This window comes from Microseira sp. BLCC-F43, from assembly GCF_041929235.1.
In the GTDB taxonomy this organism is placed as follows: domain Bacteria; phylum Cyanobacteriota; class Cyanobacteriia; order Cyanobacteriales; family Aerosakkonemataceae; genus Microseira.
Genome location: NZ_JBHFNP010000029.1, coordinates 42,675 through 58,975, shown reverse-complemented (window position 1 = coordinate 58,975; position 16,301 = coordinate 42,675). Strand labels below are relative to the sequence as shown.

Here is a 16,301-nt window from a genome sequence, read left to right as displayed (position 1 = left end):
CAATGCTTGCCAAAAATTTAATGAAAACCGCTTTGGAAGATATAGAATTGTGTGGCGCTCACTTAGACTCCTTGACCCAAGGTTGGCTGTTAGGAAAGCGCGCCAAACCGCTATTTGGCATTCAATGGAATACCCTTTGGGAAACGCCTCTAGAAAAGGTGCGCCAGCAATTGAACATACAAGAGTTACCCATTTCGACAGAGGCAAATGAAGCGGTATTAAGTAGAATAGCAAATCCGGTTTGAGCGCCCCCCTTAGATTTTACAGCCCGCGCAGGCGTAGCTCTGTTTCAGGACTTACGGAGCGAATAGAGATATGCAGGAGATGGTGCCGTACACCGCTCAGGATGCAACCTAGATATAGTCCACTTGAGTGGACTTTCTCTATTAGCCGGGGAGTTGAGTGCCCGGCGGGTTTTATGGGTAGCGACAAGGCTGCCGCAATCCAGTTTGTTTGCTATTCTAGGGAAAACTGGGAACTTTTGTGGTATGATGTTCTGGGACGTAATCAAGCTGGGATTGTTTTCTGCGGTTCGCTTTTTCTTGCTGCATCAAAAAAATTACTTTAGGTAAGGCGATGCAGAAAGCAGCGTTGAACAGCGTCATCAACAGACAATCTACGAAACTCATAGCTATAAACTCCGAAAATATAGCTTATTTAATTAAGTATCAAGCAAAAATCCTCAAAACAAAAGCACCCAATGGTTTGAATTACTTGTGGATGATATAAGCTGGACTGATGAGACACCCAACAATTCTGTCCACGCAGGGGGTATAATAAAGCGTCGTAGCGGGATAAGGTGGAATCACAGCCAAATCAACATCAAGAATCTCTTATGTTAAAAGATAACCCTACCTCTACCCCTGCTTTTAAACTCACCGAACAAGACCGCCGCGCGTTGAAAAGTTTGGTAGATTACTCTGAGTTAGAGTCTGTTGCGGAAATTTGGGCGATGGTGGGGCAAAAGTATGCCAATATCGTCGCTTTGCACGACCCCCATGCCAAACCAGAGGTGATGATTACCTATGCTCAACTGTACCAGCAGATGCGGCAATTCGCGGCTGGATTGCAAGTATTAGGAATCGTACCAGCATACGAACCTCCCAGAGTTGCCTTATTTTCCGATAACTGTCCGCGTTGGTTGATTGCGGATCAAGGGATAATTATGGCAGGGGGAGCAAACGTGGTTCGCAGTTCCCTTGCAGATAAAGACGAACTGCTGTATATTTTGGAAAATAGCGGCAGCAACGCTTTAGTGGTAGAAGACCTGAAGACGTTGAAAAAATTGGGCGATCGCATCTACGATCTTCCCATCCAATTAGTCGTATTACTCTCGGATGAACAACCAGATGCCAAAGGTATCTTAAACGTTTTCAACTTTGCCCAAGTGATGGCAAAAGGAGAAAATCAACCTTTACAGCCAGCTAACCAAAATCGGGAAACTTTGGCAACCCTACTTTACACCTCCGGGACGACGGGGAAACCCAAAGGCGTAATGCTGTCCCACGGGAATTTATTGCACCAAATCGTAATGATAGGGGTAATTGTACAACCATCGGCGGGCGATCGCGTCGTCAGCATCCTGCCGACTTGGCACGCTTACGAACGCAGTTGCGAATACTTTCTGCTTTCCCAAGGCTGCACCCAAATTTACACCAATATCCGCCAAGTCAAACAAGATTTAAAGAAATTTCAACCCCAATTTATGGTAGGCGTTCCCCGGTTGTGGGAATCTATCTATGAAGGGGTGCAAAAATCTTTCCGCGAACAACCGGCAAATAAGCAAAAACTGATTAATTTCTTTCTAGGTATCTCTGGGCAATATATCGAGGCGCGGCGAATTGTCCAAGGGTTGCATCTGGAAAAACGCAATCCTTCTAGTTCCCAACGCCTGGTAGCTAAGATTAAGGCAGCTGTCCTGTCGCCACTCCACACTTTAGGGGAAAAAATCGTTTATCGTAAAGTCCGGGAAGCCACCGGCGGTAAAATTAAACAAGTCATCAGCGGCGGCGGTTCCCTGGCGATGCACTTGGATACCTTCTTTGAAATCGTCGGAATTGAAGTGCTAGTCGGTTACGGTCTAACAGAAACTGCGCCCGTTGTCACCGCCCGTCGTCTTGATGATAACTTGCGCGGTTCCGCTGGAAAACCCTTACCCGGTACAGAAATTCGGATTGTAGACCCGGAAACCTGGAAAGATGTTAAACCAGGATCTCGCGGTTTAGTCTTAATTCGAGGACCGCAGGTGATGCAAGGATATTATCGCAATCCGGAAGCAACTGCGAAAGCGATTAATTCAGAAGGATGGTTCGATAGCGGTGACTTGGGTTGGGTGACGAATAAAAATGACCTGGTGCTGACAGGAAGGGCAAAAGATACGATTGTTTTAACCAATGGGGAAAACATCGAACCGCAACCAATTGAAGATGCTTGCTTGCGGAGTCCGTACATCGACCAGATTATGCTTGTGGGACAAGATATGCGATCCCTCGGTGCATTAATTGTGCCCAACCTGGATGCCCTCCAGCAATGGGCGGCGTCGCAAAACTCGATCTTGCGCCTACCCAATCAAACCCTTCCCCCCGACGCTAAAGGCAAGCCAGAAATCGATCTCGATAGTAAACCGATTCAGGACTTATTCCGCAAAGAATTAAACCGCGAAGTCCAAAACCGCCCCAGTTACCGTCCCGACGACCGCATCGGCGCGTTTAAACTGATTTTAGAGCCATTTTCCATCGAAAATGGCATGATGACCCAAACTTTGAAAATCCGCCGCCCCGTCGTAACGGAACGCTATCGCGATATGATTGACGGGATGTTCTAAATGCCGTCAGCATAATGTAGGGGCTTTCTGATTTGTGCCAATAATTTCTGGGATTCAACCCCAGGTTGTCTGGACAAAAGCGATCGCTCCGTTCGTAGTAGGCGCTGTAGCGCCCCAGAACCGTTCGTAGTAGGCGCTAAAGTGCCAGAACCGTTCGTAGTAGGCGAAGACAGCGCCCCCACCTCACTGGGGGCGGGTTTATATCAACTGTGGTTGGTAAACCCGCCCCTACACAACTGAGTCTTGACAAAAAGCTGACAACATGCTCCCGCACTGAACTAACAATATAAATATGGAAGTCTCGACCAACAAACTGCTGCTGAAACGACCAGTCAACGTTAAAGCCATTGTCACTCCCCGCTGGAAAGAAGAAGCCCAGCAACAGCTGCAATTGCAACTGAATCAACTCGACCAACAATTGCAACAGCTAGAAATTCAAGGACAGCGGGCGATTAACGAAATTCAAAAACAAAGCATCCAACCCCCTGGGCCGCAAGTAATGCAACAAATTGAGAGCATTCAATCCCAAGTGAATCAAAGGAAAAGCGAACTGCTAGACCAGAAAAATCAGCTGCTGCAACAACTCCAGCAAGTGCAGGTACTCGAACTCAACCAAGAAGTCAATCAAGGGACGATTGAAAGCGTATTCACCATCGAGCCTGGAGAAAACTTAATCCAGAAAATGCAGGTAGAAATTCTGCTGCGCGATGGGATGGTGGAAGAAATTCGCGGCGAAATTTAGAAATAAAGGTAATGGGTAATGGCGTTCCCAGGCAGATCCTGGGAACGAGGGTAATGGGGATATAGAGAATGAAAGAGGCTCCTATAAATCTGCAATTCTGTTATCTCAAATCTAAAATAATTACCAATTACCAATTACCAATTACCAATTAGCCATGAGCAATTAGCAACGAGCAACTAGCAATGATTCACGAAGTTTTTATGCCCGCCCTCAGTTCCACGATGACTGAAGGCAAAATCGTTTCCTGGGTTAAGTCTGTGGGGGACAAAGTAGAAAAAGGCGAAACCGTCGTGGTGGTGGAGTCGGACAAGGCAGATATGGACGTAGAATCCTTCTATGAAGGGTATCTGGCGACGATCGTCGTACCTGCGGGGGAAGCTGCGCCGGTGGGTGCGGCGATCGCCTTGTTAGCAGAAACAGAAGCAGAAATTGAACTGGCAAAACAGCAAGCAGCAGGGGGAAAAACCCCAGCCGCCGCACCTGCACCAGCAGCTGGGGCGGCGACGCCAGAACCAGTTGCCGTTGCAGCAGAAACACCGAATGGCGCTAAGAGAAGCGATCGCATCGTAGCTTCCCCCCGCGCCCGCAAGTTGGCAAAAGAACTCAAAGTTGACTTAAACGGCCTCAGCGGTAGCGGCCCCCACGGTCGCATTGTGGCAGAAGATGTAGAAGCAGCGGTAGGAAAAGCACCCGCACCCGTCGCCCCTGTCGCCCCCGTCGCGCCCGTTGCGCCCGTTGCGCCCCCACCCGTCGCACCAGCAGCCAAACTCGCCCCTGCACCCGTCAGCGCCCCCGCAGCGGCAATTCCCGGTCAAATTGTACCCTTGACCACGCTGCAAAATGCCGTGGTGCGGAACATGATGGTTAGCTTGGAAGTGCCTACCTTCCACGTCGGCTACACCATCACGACGGATAATCTGGATAAGCTCTACAAGCAAATCAAATCCAAAGGCGTCACCATGACGGCGCTGCTAGCCAAAGCGGTAGCGGTGACGCTGCAAAAACACCCGCTACTGAATGCGAACTACACCCCCCAAGGGATTCAATATCCAGCGGCAATTAATGTCGCCGTAGCAGTGGCGATGGATGACGGCGGGTTAATTACCCCCGTATTGCAAAAAGCAGACCAGATGGACATCTACTCGCTTTCACGCACTTGGAAAGATTTGGTAGACCGCGCCAGAACCAAACAGTTGCAACCCCAAGAGTATAATTCCGGTACGTTTACGGTATCGAATTTAGGCATGTTTGGCGTAGACCGCTTCGATGCCATCTTACCCCCCGGACAAGGGTCAATTTTGGCAATTGGGGCATCTCGCGCCCAAGTCGTAGCAACGGAAGATGGGATGATGGGCGTGCGGCGACAAATGCAAGTTAATATTACCTGCGACCACCGGGTCATCTACGGTTCCCACGCAGCGGCATTCTTGCAAGATTTGGCAAAGTTAATTGAAACCGATGCTCAATCTTTAACGCTGTAGTTCAGAAACCTTGCCCCTACCCAATTTTTTGTAGGGGCGAGTTGATTTTGCTATTTATATAGGGAATTGCAAATGATTGAGGTAGAGTTGTAGGGACACGGCGTTAAAAAGTTTTATCGTCAGCATAAAGTTTTTCGGATGCCGTGTCCCTACTAATGATATGATGTCCGGTTAATCACCCATAGTTAGGAATGACTTGGGAGAGCGGTGACACGGTGACGGGTCGAGATTTTTATTCAGGGTAATTAGGCGGACATCATATGATTCAGATGCAACCGGAATCCATATAACATCTTCCCTTTTCCTCTCGCTTTTCTTTATTGCAAAAGTGGCCTATTTATTCATATTGCAGCGTCATACCGGGCATCAATCTCTGCCAGTTCGCCAAGCTTTTATTTTGCCAAGCAATTTTTTGAGAAGCACGTACCACTAACTGAATTATCTTCTTATTTCGCACGCCAATTACAAACCGAGATAAGATCGTCATTCCCGAACTATTGAGAAATTCTAGTTCTTGTAGGTTCATGGCAATTACAGGTGGCTTTTGCGCTATCACCTGCAAGAGCAACTCCTCTAGAGGTTTATAGTCAGCGATTTGGCTTTCCCGTATTAACCCCTGGAAGTTCACGGTTGCTGTTTCCGTATCGTACCATACCCTGTAATCATTCGTCTTCACTTCCACTATCCTAACCCTCGACTTCATAGTTATTATTTTAATCTATCTTAATCTGGAGGCTAGGGCATGTTGCTTGACTCAGATCTTGCACCAACCACCAGCCCGCCAGAGAATAAATTCACGGGCTTTTAGCTAAAGTCCTCTTAAGAGGACTGGTAAAGTATTTCAGTCCATTTTAATGGACTTAAGCTATTAGCCCGGAAATTGATTTCCGGGCGGGTTGGTGGAAAGGTGCAAGCTCTGAATTGAGCAACCCGGATGCTGTAATATTTAGCTATTTCTGCTTCAAAACAACCAAGGTAATATCGTCAAAAACTTTCTGCTTGCCGATGTGCCTCCGCACATCTTCAATCGCAGCTTGCCGAATTTCAATAGCTGGCTTGTGTCGATTTTATCTCAGTACGTCGCACAATTTTTCTATTCCGTATTGCACTCCATTTATATCAAAATATTCGGGAATTCCATCGGTGTAAAGCACCACCACATTCCCAGGATTTAAATTTATTTGGATTTGAGAAACAAAATCAGCAATTTCTGCTTCCAATCCCAGGGGAAAGCCGAGTGGCATTGTATGCGCCATAATCATCAATACGCCACTTTCTATTTCCAGCTTCAGTCAGGTGTTGAGTTGGTTTGTTCATATTACTCCTCTTGTTTCAGATAGATTTCAGCTCTTTTTCAAAGTGTGGGTACACTTGATTATCAAACAACTCCTGGATCTCTTTCTTGATTTCTGGAGGATAAGGAAACTGTTCTATTAAGTCTTGGTAATCCTGCCTCACCGGAACGTTATACCTAGCTTGGCGGCTGCCAATCTGTCGCAACCATGTTGTATGCAACGTAAACCCAAACTTGAGGTCGGGATGATGTAATCGACATAGGGGTCCCTTTGCTAGATCGTTAGCATCGAAAATCCAGATTTCATTTTTGTCTTCAAAACAAACGGCACACACGATGTAACCGTTCGTCGAACTGTCACCATTCCCACGAGGTACAAACTGTGGTGAGAGCATCATGTACCCACAAGGAAACTCATAGCGATCGGCGATGACCATTGACTTTGTATGTAGTCGAAACAAGCAAGGTGGTATGCCATTCTTAGCGAGGCTGAGAACTGTTGATTTGGGAATTAGTTGATACTTATAATCCTTGTGTAAATCGAAAATGAATTTTGTCATCAGTTGCGGCCAAAGTCCAAAAGAACTCCAGTAGATGTTTTCCATCTGTCCTGGAGGCAAGCTTGTAGGCAATCGATCAAGATATGAGTAGAGATCTACACCCCAAGTACACCTAAAGTCCCAGATAACTTTTGACTCAATCAGCTTTCCTGTCTCTCCGTCAATTGCATAACGTCCCATACGGCTGATATCCATTTCATCGTGTTCCATACCATGCAGGTAAGATGGCAAATTAGGCGGACATCATATTACGCAAACACCAAAGTTTCTATGAAAAATCGTCGCAAGAGAACTAGAGATATGCATACCCTAGCTTGCGCGAACGACGCAGAAACCCGGTTTCTCATCCTGATTATTCCGGGACAAATACCTAGAATCACAATATCGTTTCCAATTACTAAACGCGATTAGAGCAATTACCAATTCCCAATTCCCAATTACCTGTCAACTGTCAACTGTCAACTGTCAACTGTCAACTGTTAAACTATTTTTGTTTTAAAACCACCAACGTAATATCATCAAACACCTTTTGCTTGCCGATGTGCCGCCGCAGGTCTTCTATCACCAATTGCCGAATTTCTTGAGCCGATAGCAGCCGATTTTCTCTGACGATTTCGCAGAGTTTTTCTACGCCGTATTGGTTGCTATTCATATCTTCTGCTTCGGTGATGCCATCGGTGTAAAGCACCACCACATCCCCAGAATTTAACTGAATTTGGATTTGGGAGACAAAATCAGCAATTTCCTCATCCAACCCAATGGGAAATCCCAGATCTATTGTATCAATTCGCTCGATTTCTCCATCAGCACGCACGATGATTGTCTCTTCGTGTTGACCGCTGACGCTAAGTTTCCCTTTGGCATAGTCTAGTAGGGCGAGGGTGAGATTTTTATCGGATTTCATCCGAGCGATGTTGTGATAAATCGTGCGGTTGAGGATATCTAAAAATTGTACCGGATCGGTAATCTTAGTTTCTTGTAGCGTTCTGACTGCGGTTTGGGTCATTAACATTAATACGCCGCTTTCTAACCCATGTCCGGTGACATCGCCGATGCTAATTTTCACCTTTCCATTCTCAGGTAGCACGTCGTAGTAATCGCCGCCCACTTGCTCGGCAGGTTCCATAAATCCAGCAATTTCTAATTCTTCAACTGCCTCTAATTCTGCTTGTTTCGGTAAAATCATTTGTTGCAGTCGCTTGGTGATTTCCAATTCAGCATTGAGGCGAATATTTTCGGCTTTGAGTTTCTCGTTGAGGGCGGTAATTTCTTGATTTGCTTGCGCGAGTTGGGCGGTGCGTTCTTCTACTTTTTGTTCTAGGGTTTGGGCATATTCTTCTAATTTTCGATAAGAAAGTCTGAGATTCTTCAACAAAACATATCCGATGGTGATTATAGCAGATGTAACAACAGAGAGGAGGGGAGCAAATGCAGGTATCCACCAACCTGATAGAAAGGCTAAATATGAGATAATAACAATACTGCCCCCGGCGATAAAAATGCCAACAGTAGCCCATCGCCTGCGGAGGTACATTGAGCCTAAAGTGGCACTACACCCAGACCAAAAAATAATCCACAGCCAATTTAAAGGTTGATTCCAAGCACGCAGCAGGGGACGACCTTCTATGGCTGCACTTAAAATTTGGCTGGCTATATTGGCGTGAATTACTACTCCGGGGGTGAGTTCGGAAATACCGAATAATTTGCTTGTATAAGGGGTTTGGAAAAGGTCGTTGAGGCTGGGTGCTGTGGCGCCGATAAAAACGATGCGATCGCGCATCAGCCCCTCTGGTATTCTATTCTCTAATACATCCTGTAGCGATATGTTAGGAAACCGATTCAGTTCCCCGCGATAGTTTAATAAAATCTGGTATCCCCCCATGTCCCCTTTGTGATAAACTCCCTCATTACCCGCCAAGGGAAAAAAGACTGCTTTACCCAACCCATATATTTTTTTATTTTCATCGATAACCTGAAGATTAATCCCCTGTTTTTCCAAATACATTAACGCTGTCTTGGTTCCCAGTCCCTCTCTAAACACACCTTTCTTATTTCCCACTAAAATTAAACTCCGCCGCACCTTACCATCGGCATCTAATACTAAATCCGCCGCCGCTACTTGGTCTAGTTCTTTCAAAGTTGGGGGTGGTGCAATCGGTTCCCCGCCTACTTTTTCAATTCCAATTAAGTTGGGGGTAGACTTAAATAATTCAACTAATTCTTCATGCCCCGGTTCGACTGGTAAATCTCGATAAATATCGATGCCAATTGCTCTAGGTTCTTGGGCTTTGATGTTGCGAATAAGCCTTGCCATTGCCCGGTCGGACATGGGCCATTTGCGGACATAATTAATATCTGACTCGCCAATGGTTACAATGACAATGCGCTGGTCGATTGGCTCGGCTTTCCGCAACAGCACAAATTGATCGAAGATTGCCCATTCTAGTAACCGGAAAAAACCAGCCTGGGAGCCAACAATAATTAATCCAGCTACGCTGGGAGCAATAATTAATACTCCTCGCCATTGTCCGAGTCGGCGTTTTAATTTTTTCCACATAGGTTATGGGTAATTGGTAATGGGTAATTGGTAATTGGTCATTATTACCCATTACCGATTACCAATTAGCTCTTCAGATTACAGCTGTTCTGCGAGCGGTTGATTTGCAATCGCTTCCAATCCCACTTCTTTTAACAGATCTTTCCACTCGCTAGCCAAGGTGGCATTCCCCGGCTGTGTCAGTTTAGCCTCGGCTAAGATTGCCAAAGTATCATACCAAATCCCCTGCTGGGCGTATTCTGTAGCCCGCTCTAGGGGCGTTTTAGTTGCATTTTGAGCCGTTTGGCTCTCGACTCGCCTGATCCACCCTATTGCCCCATTATTATCTGGTTGGAGAATTCCTCCGGGCTGGATGGGTGCAAAGAACCACACGTAGTTTTTGCCAATCTCTAGTTCCGGTGCATCTTCTGGAAGGGTAAAGCTGACAATTCCCCCCTTGCCAGAAATCTTCAGAATGGTTTGATAGTGATGATTTCTGCGTTCGTCTTGCACGCTAAAAAATACTTCTTTGCTAGCAGTCGGCGGTAAGTAAACAAAAAAGGTCGGACGTGCGGCTACTGTGCGTCCGTAGCGCGTTGTTGGCAGCAATGCCGTCAACGCCTGTCCTTCGGTACGAGTGCCTCCCGATGCGGTGTTAGCGGGGGCGCTTTCTCCCGGCGTTTGGAATCTCACATTGCCGCGACTGCCGCCGCCGATGGTGTTCCTGGGTGTAGCCTCTCCTGGGGCGGCGAATCGCACGTTCCCGCGCGTCCCTCCCCCCGTCGTGTTAACGGGTGCAGCATCTTCTGGGGGCGCAAATTTCACGTTACCGCGCGTCCCGCCGCCGGTAGTGTTATTGGGTGCAACTTCTCCGGGTGCAGCAAATCTGACGCTACCGCGCGTCCCGCCGCCGATGGTGCTTCTCGGTGCGGCTTCTCCTGGGGCTTCAAATCGCAGACTAATTAGAACATCTCTGCCTTGCCCAATCGGTTTTGGAGTTGCTTGTACCGATTGGTAGAAGCTACTGGCAATAACAGCGACGCCGCTGAGGGTTGCTGATAACAAGGTGGTAAAAGTGGTGGTTTTGAATTGAGTCATAGTGGTATCTCTGGTGAGGGGCTTTATTAAAATTTCCTTAAGAAGATGTACGCTATTACCTAATACTAATTTACAACCAATTGCCGACTAAAACAAACGATGCCCAAAAATAGGGATGGTCGAATAGGGGATTTTTTAACAGAGCGAGTTGAGCTTGACGCAGAGCTTCGGCCTTGGTTATAGATGAATTTGACCCGGTGAGTTGGCGATAAAACTCGCTCATCAAATTGGCGGTTGATTCGTCGTTGACCGACCACAGACTTGCCAGGGTACTGCTGGCGCCGGAACGCAGAGCCAATCCGGCTAGTCCCAATGCGGCGCGTTTATCTCCCGATGCGGTTTGACAGGCGCTAAGCACTAATAATTCGATTGGTTTAAGTATTCCCACCCTCCTTTTTTGAAAAAATTGATCGAAATCTTGAATATTAATCCGATCGTCCCAGGTGAGCAAAAATGTTTCTTCTGGGTTAGAACTGAATTGCCCGTGAGTTGCGAGATGAACGATTTCAAAAGATGTGGCGTTCATTTGTTGTTGGAATGTTTGACGGGTAAATTGTTTATCTAACAGGATTTTAGAATTGAGTTCCACAGCAATTTGCTTCAGTTCCACAAGCACGCCTGGGAGGGCGGAGAAACCTTGTCTGGCTTCGGTTAAACCGACGGTTAGGGCGGTGGGTTTTTGCCGCTGCAAACCTTGAGGAAACAGTTGCAAACCCGAACTGAGAGCGAGCGCATATTTCTCAACTAAGTATTGTTTACCATCGTACAGCGCCGCCATCGGTAAATTTCTCAAAAAACCATCCGGTACAAACACCAAGGTGGTAATCTTACTGTTGTTGAGGTCGGCTGCGGCGGGTTTGATCACCCAGTCGTAGATTTGCTGAGAAAACCGCAATCGTTCTGGCGAGGAATAACCCAAATACAGGGATGAATACATTTTTTGCAAGATACTTTCCACTTGCGTTGCGCCGAGTGGGGTGCTGTAGTGGCGCAGGGGTTGCTTGGGCAATGATAGGATAACTTCTAAGCGATCGCTCAAAATAATCGGATAAAATACCGCTGCTTGGGTATCAATTTCATCAATTTGGGCTGGATGAATATCCAAGCAAGCATCGCGAAAGAAATTATCTAATTCTGCCAGTTGCAAAGCTTCGATGACTGTGCGCGCTTGTTTGATATCTTCTTGATTGGCATTCGGTTGCAACAACAAGCTGGCGAATTCCCGATAAACTGGTTCCACATCATCTCTAAAATTAAACTGGGCGTCGGGATTAATTGCTACTAGGTCGCTGCGGAGGGATTGCAGGTTATTATAAGCATTGCGATAAGCTGCGATCGATGCTGTTATATCCCCCTGCCGTTCGAGTATTCGCCCTAACTGCCAAGCAGCACGGGCGGTAATATCGTTTGCATCGATTTCTTGTGCAATTTGCAGTACTTGCTGGGTTAAATTTTCAGCATCTTGCCACTGTTGGTTTTGTTCGTAAAGCTTCCCCAGTTGATTGAGGGAATATGCTTCTGCACGTTTATCGCTAATTTGTTGGGCTTGTTGCACCCCCGTTGCCAAAATTTGAGCCACAGATGTAACAGATTCCCTTTCCGATTTACTCCCAAGCTCACCTGATCCCTCGCTCACCTGCATCAAACTTTCTGCAAAATTCACCCTAGCGTAGATAGCGGCGCGACTGGGAGATAAATTGGATATTGTTGATTCTATTTCTGGGACTAAAGCGCGTGCTGCTTCCCACTGTTTGGTTTGTACAAATAAACTGAGTAGGTTAAGTTGTGCTTGGATGGATGCGATCGCATTTTTTGCTCTAATCTTTGCTGCTTGATAGTATGCCCGCGCTACTTCATATTCTTCTAAATCTCTGGCGATATTGCCAATGCTCAAAAGAGTTTCGCCCGGATTGCTACTAGCTCCCAGACGCTGGCTAATTGCCCAACTTTGCTCTAAAATTTCTTTGGATTGCAATAAGTCGCCGATTGTTTGCAAGGCAATGCCCAAACTCCGCAATCCATCGGCTTTTACTGGAGAATCCGGTTGGTTTTTCAACTCTCCTACTAATTGATCCAGCAGCGTTTTCGAGCGTCGATATTGCCCCAAAGCTTGCAAGGCACTTGCTTGGTTAATGCGGCTTCCCAGCTTTCCAATTTCGTTTTTGGCGCGAGCATAATTTTGTTCTGCTTGCTTCCAAGTTTCTAGGGCTGCTTCTGTTTGTCCCCGCGCTAGTTGGAGACTGCCTTTATTATTTAAGGCTTGAGCTAAAATTGCTATCGCTGTTGATGAGTTGTTTTTTTGCAGTAAATTTATGCTGGTTTCTATAGCTGTTTCTGCCCGCGACCACTGGCCTAATTCTTGATATGCCGTCGCCAGATAGTTTAGGGTTTGTGCTTGGTTTAAAATAGCGCCTTGTTGGGCATATAAATCTGCCGCTTGTCGCCAAAGATTTGCCGCTTCGGCAAACTGTCCCGCTTCGTATAATTGCCTTGCTTGTTGCGATAGGGTTTCTCTTGGGGTGGAGACAATTTTTCCTAACTCAAAGGTATGGGAATTTAGCGTTCTTCCCTGTTGCGCGAACGCTGGTATTCCCGCTGTCACCAAAAACAAACCCAGCGCGAACAAACAAGGCATGATCCATAAGGTTTTTTGGGTTCTAGCGCTGCGTGCGCTCGCTATTTTTTTGTGTTTTTGGGTGATTTTCATCTCTACTATACTGGTTAATTGCGTTGATTTTATGTATAATATTTTTCAATTATGACAATCGCGCCAGCTTTTGGTTTAACATAGTTTTATTATCAATAGTAGCTAGCGATCGCTGTCAATTCTAGCTCGCTTCATCAAACTTATTTTGACCTAAGTATTTATTCTGAGTCAACCCCGAAAAACTTGCTTTGTTGAGTTAGATTGCCGTAATTTCACGGAGGTTTTCGGAATTGAGTGAGGAAATATACGGAACACGACTCAGATGATGTCCGTTGAATTGCCGATAATAAAAAAACCTCACAAGGTCGTTGCGTAGGGACACGGCATCATAGATATCTCGGACAAACAATGGACGTTAATCGTGCCGTGTCCCGGCGTCTAATTACGGGTAATCGACCGGACATGATACAGCGGCTTGCAGCCGCGTGAGGTACAGCACAATCGCTTCGTTTGTGTAGCGGCACCCTTAAGGGTGCCCGCACACTGCTGTGATACCTCATTCGAGTGCAATCCGCTATATCACCCAAAGCAACAGGATTTCTCTGAATTGATCCGAGCCAGAAACCCGGTTTTTAGGGATCTGGGTGTCAATTACGCAAATCTCCACATTGAGGAACTCGGAACGCCGAAGGACTGGGAGTAGCTTGGGGGAGATGGGCGACCAATTCGACTTGCCCCGATGGATTAATTATCCAGCCAGTGGCTTCTACAATGCGATCGCGAGGGGAGATAGAAGAGGACGCGGGGAGTGAGGAGGAGGCGGGTATTGCTGCACTTGACCTGTTTCCTTGGTTAGACAAATTCCCTGATGCAAAATCTTGCAGATCTCGCCACACCGTCGGCGCGGATAGCGTCGTTGTTGGGTTTTCCGGTAAGCCGCCGCGTCCGGTAAGGGTAAACGAGTTGCCTTGTTGTGCCGCACATCCCACCTGTATTTGGTCGCTGGTGTCGCTGACATTTTCCGGTAAATTGACTAAGCCAGCGTTGGGACTCGCTTCGGGGTTGTTAATTTGCACCGCGCCAGCGACGCCGAGTTGGGAACTAGCGGTGATGCGGCTGTTGGGCGCAACGTAGATGCCTTGAGTATTAATCGCAATGTTGCCGCCTGCACCTTGGAAGGCGTTGGCGTTGATGCGGCTGTTTTCTAGGACGGCTAAGGTATCGGTGTTGAGGGTAACGTTGCCGCCATTGCCGGTGCCGCCTGCTTCGGCGTTGATTTGGCTGTTGTTGCGAAGTTGGAGGGAACCCACGCGCAACGAAAGGTTTCCCCCTTCCCCAGAGGCGGTGGATGCGGTGATGCCGCCGCCACTGTTGAGAAAGATAGAATTGGCGCGAATTTGCAGATTTCCGGCATTTCCCGTGCCAACATTCTGCACGGTGACTAGCGCTCCATCCGAAACGGGCAACACGGGGGTGTTGATGGTGACATCTCCCGGACTGCCAGATGGTATGGGAGGAAGTCCTAAAAATTGTTGTAGGGCAGGATCGGGGGTGTTAGCGGCTGAACCTACCTGAGAGGGGGTGATTAAGTTTTGACTTCGCACCGTACCGCTAATCTCTACAGAATCAGAAGCGTTGACGGTTACGTTACCTGCATTGCCACTTGCGATCGTGTTGGCATCAACTCTACCGCCATCTCGCAGCACTAATCTGGCTGTATTAACGGTGATGTTGCCTGCATTTCCAGCATTGAAAGTGGAAGCAGATAAATTGCTGCCCGAAAAATTTGGACTAGACCCAATTATTTCTATAGATTCTGTAGCATTAACCACCACATTGCCACCGCTGCCAGTTCCCAAAGTTAGTGAGGATACGAGCGCTCCATCGAGAATCTGCAACAACTTTGTAGATAATGTTAGATTTCCGGCTTTTCCAGCACCAAAAGATGCAGGACTGATGAGACTGACTACGGGACCACCAGATGGATCGACCTGAGTTCCAGCCACCTGGATAGACTCAGAGGCTGTAACAATAATGTCGCCACTAGCTCCAGTCGTATAAGTTGGGGTACTCATTTGCGCTCCAGCTTGGAAAACCACCCGCCCAGCTGAAATTTTTATTCTTCCTGAATTTCCCGCTCCTACAGTCTCATTAATCAAGCTGGTCGCCAAAATGCTTGGTTTTGTTGTATTAGGAATACCAAAGGCTTCCAGAGATCCAGAAAGATTTAGCAGTATATCGCCACCGGGTTGAGAGCCTTGGTTTTGAATATGCAGAACTGAACCATCTCGCATCTCTAGGTTGCGCCCGCTTACTCGAATAGAGCCACCAGGAGCGCCGCTGGTATCGGCTGCTGACAGAGACAGTAACCGAATATCTCTAAAGTTTTTTATACTGTCATAACCCAGCGTCCAACCCGTGACGGTTGAACTAAGGCTAACCTCTCCGTCAGCAACACCGCCTAACTCAATCTGTCCTGACTCTGCGGTAAGTACGCCCCCTTCTAAGATGACGTTTCCTCCCACCAGAGCCAAGGTCTGTCCATTTTGTACCTGTAAACCCTTTATCTGACCGATGATAAAAGGTGATAATTGTGGTTGTATGAGATCGTGTCCCCCGCCTTGCACCCGAATATCCCCTGGATTCGAGCCGTATTGCAAGCCAATGGGAACATTTACGGTTAACAAAGGTGGAGCATTAGGATTTGTAGCATTAAAAACGTTGCCGTCTGTAAATCGAATGCTATCGCCAGTACTGCCAATAAATGAACCCCCAATATCCAATTTTGCGTTAGGGCCAAAGATAAGACCGCTGGGATTAATTAAAAATAAATTTGCCTTTCCGTTGGCACGAATTAAGCCATCAATGTTAGAAATTTGCCCACCAGTGACGCGGGTGATAATGTTCTCAACCGTTGAGGCATTGTTGAAAAATGCTGTATTCCCCGTGGAAACAGAAAATTCCCGGAAGCTGTGGAATAAGTTACCGCCTGCGGCTGTTCCGCCATCAATAGTGAAGGTATTGCCGTTTGGGGTAACAATCGAATTAGTCGGCAGAGTAGCATCGGGGACAATTTGAGCAGCAAGAGGGCTGTTTGATGCCAAAAAAATTACCGCAAA

The 16,301-nt window shown here is 47.1% G+C and carries 12 protein-coding genes; 4 read left to right on the top strand and 8 right to left on the bottom strand.

The genetic code is table 11. From position 1 onward, the window contains the following. Positions 1-2: 2 nt before the first annotated feature. Positions 3-245, top strand: a complete 243-nt coding sequence (locus ACE1CM_RS04125) for a Coq4 family protein (protein ID WP_374876145.1) — start codon at positions 3-5, stop codon at positions 243-245. 216 nt (positions 246-461) lie between these two features. Here the strand turns inward: ACE1CM_RS04125 and ACE1CM_RS04120 are convergent, their stop codons facing one another. Then, positions 462-629: a hypothetical protein gene (locus tag ACE1CM_RS04120; protein ID WP_374876144.1), complete on the bottom strand. Its 168-nt coding sequence runs from the start codon at positions 627-629 to the stop codon at positions 462-464. Between the two features lie 206 nt (positions 630-835). On the opposite strand from ACE1CM_RS04120, the gene ACE1CM_RS04115 reads away from it, so the two are divergent. The 3 genes from ACE1CM_RS04115 (at position 836) to ACE1CM_RS04105 (ending at position 5,047) form a co-directional block, all read left to right on the top strand. Beyond that, complete coding sequence (locus ACE1CM_RS04115) at positions 836-2,824, top strand: long-chain fatty acid--CoA ligase (protein ID WP_374876143.1); 1,989 nt, start codon at positions 836-838, stop codon at positions 2,822-2,824. Between the two features lie 292 nt (positions 2,825-3,116). Further along, the gene (locus tag ACE1CM_RS04110; RefSeq protein WP_374876142.1) at positions 3,117-3,566 is read left to right on the top strand and encodes a YlqD family protein; all 450 of its coding nucleotides are present in this window, start codon (positions 3,117-3,119) and stop codon (positions 3,564-3,566) included. 182 nt (positions 3,567-3,748) lie between these two features. Then, complete coding sequence (locus tag ACE1CM_RS04105; RefSeq protein ID WP_374876141.1) at positions 3,749-5,047, top strand: dihydrolipoamide acetyltransferase family protein; 1,299 nt, start codon at positions 3,749-3,751, stop codon at positions 5,045-5,047. 337 nt (positions 5,048-5,384) lie between these two features. Here ACE1CM_RS04105 and ACE1CM_RS04100 read toward each other — a convergent pair whose 3' ends face one another. The 7 genes from ACE1CM_RS04100 to ACE1CM_RS04070 all read right to left on the bottom strand — a co-directional run bounded on the left by ACE1CM_RS04100 (position 5,385) and on the right by ACE1CM_RS04070 (position 16,286). Then, on the bottom strand, positions 5,385-5,750 hold the full coding sequence (locus ACE1CM_RS04100) for a hypothetical protein (RefSeq protein ID WP_374876140.1): 366 nt from the start codon (positions 5,748-5,750) through the stop codon (positions 5,385-5,387). Between the two features lie 364 nt (positions 5,751-6,114). Beyond that, positions 6,115-6,291 carry a SpoIIE family protein phosphatase gene (locus ACE1CM_RS04095; protein WP_374876139.1) on the bottom strand — a complete coding sequence of 59 codons (177 nt, stop codon included), beginning with the start codon at positions 6,289-6,291 and terminating at the stop codon, positions 6,115-6,117. An 88-nt stretch (positions 6,292-6,379) separates the two neighbouring features. Then, positions 6,380-7,111, bottom strand: coding sequence for a carotenoid oxygenase family protein (locus ACE1CM_RS04090; protein WP_374876138.1), 732 nt, complete (start codon positions 7,109-7,111; stop codon positions 6,380-6,382). Positions 7,112-7,385: 274 nt separating this feature from the next. Continuing rightward, positions 7,386-9,458, bottom strand: a complete 2,073-nt coding sequence (locus tag ACE1CM_RS04085) for a CHASE2 domain-containing protein (protein WP_374876137.1) — start codon at positions 9,456-9,458, stop codon at positions 7,386-7,388. 78 nt (positions 9,459-9,536) lie between these two features. Beyond that, positions 9,537-10,535 carry a DUF928 domain-containing protein gene (locus tag ACE1CM_RS04080; protein ID WP_374876136.1) on the bottom strand — a complete coding sequence of 333 codons (999 nt, stop codon included), beginning with the start codon at positions 10,533-10,535 and terminating at the stop codon, positions 9,537-9,539. A 70-nt stretch (positions 10,536-10,605) separates the two neighbouring features. After that, positions 10,606-13,170, bottom strand: coding sequence for a CHAT domain-containing protein (locus tag ACE1CM_RS04075; protein WP_374876135.1), 2,565 nt, complete (start codon positions 13,168-13,170; stop codon positions 10,606-10,608). A 659-nt stretch (positions 13,171-13,829) separates the two neighbouring features. Further along, a complete protein-coding gene (locus ACE1CM_RS04070; protein WP_374876134.1) occupies positions 13,830-16,286 on the bottom strand; it encodes a filamentous hemagglutinin N-terminal domain-containing protein in 2,457 nt (818 codons plus the stop codon). Positions 16,287-16,301 lie beyond the last annotated feature (15 nt).

Bases quoted from the DNA above. Each gene is read 5' to 3' on its own strand.
- ACE1CM_RS04125 (WP_374876145.1), top strand. From the start codon at position 3: ATGCTTGCCAAAAATTTAATGAAAACCGCTTTGGAAGATATAGAATTG.
- ACE1CM_RS04120 (WP_374876144.1), bottom strand. From the start codon at position 629: ATGAGTTTCGTAGATTGTCTGTTGATGACGCTGTTCAACGCTGCTTTC.
- ACE1CM_RS04115 (WP_374876143.1), top strand. From the start codon at position 836: ATGTTAAAAGATAACCCTACCTCTACCCCTGCTTTTAAACTCACCGAA.
- ACE1CM_RS04110 (WP_374876142.1), top strand. From the start codon at position 3,117: ATGGAAGTCTCGACCAACAAACTGCTGCTGAAACGACCAGTCAACGTT.
- ACE1CM_RS04105 (WP_374876141.1), top strand. From the start codon at position 3,749: ATGATTCACGAAGTTTTTATGCCCGCCCTCAGTTCCACGATGACTGAA.
- ACE1CM_RS04100 (WP_374876140.1), bottom strand. From the start codon at position 5,750: ATGAAGTCGAGGGTTAGGATAGTGGAAGTGAAGACGAATGATTACAGG.
- ACE1CM_RS04095 (WP_374876139.1), bottom strand. From the start codon at position 6,291: ATGCCACTCGGCTTTCCCCTGGGATTGGAAGCAGAAATTGCTGATTTT.
- ACE1CM_RS04090 (WP_374876138.1), bottom strand. From the start codon at position 7,111: ATGGAACACGATGAAATGGATATCAGCCGTATGGGACGTTATGCAATT.
- ACE1CM_RS04085 (WP_374876137.1), bottom strand. From the start codon at position 9,458: ATGTGGAAAAAATTAAAACGCCGACTCGGACAATGGCGAGGAGTATTA.
- ACE1CM_RS04080 (WP_374876136.1), bottom strand. From the start codon at position 10,535: ATGACTCAATTCAAAACCACCACTTTTACCACCTTGTTATCAGCAACC.
- ACE1CM_RS04075 (WP_374876135.1), bottom strand. From the start codon at position 13,170: ATGCCTTGTTTGTTCGCGCTGGGTTTGTTTTTGGTGACAGCGGGAATA.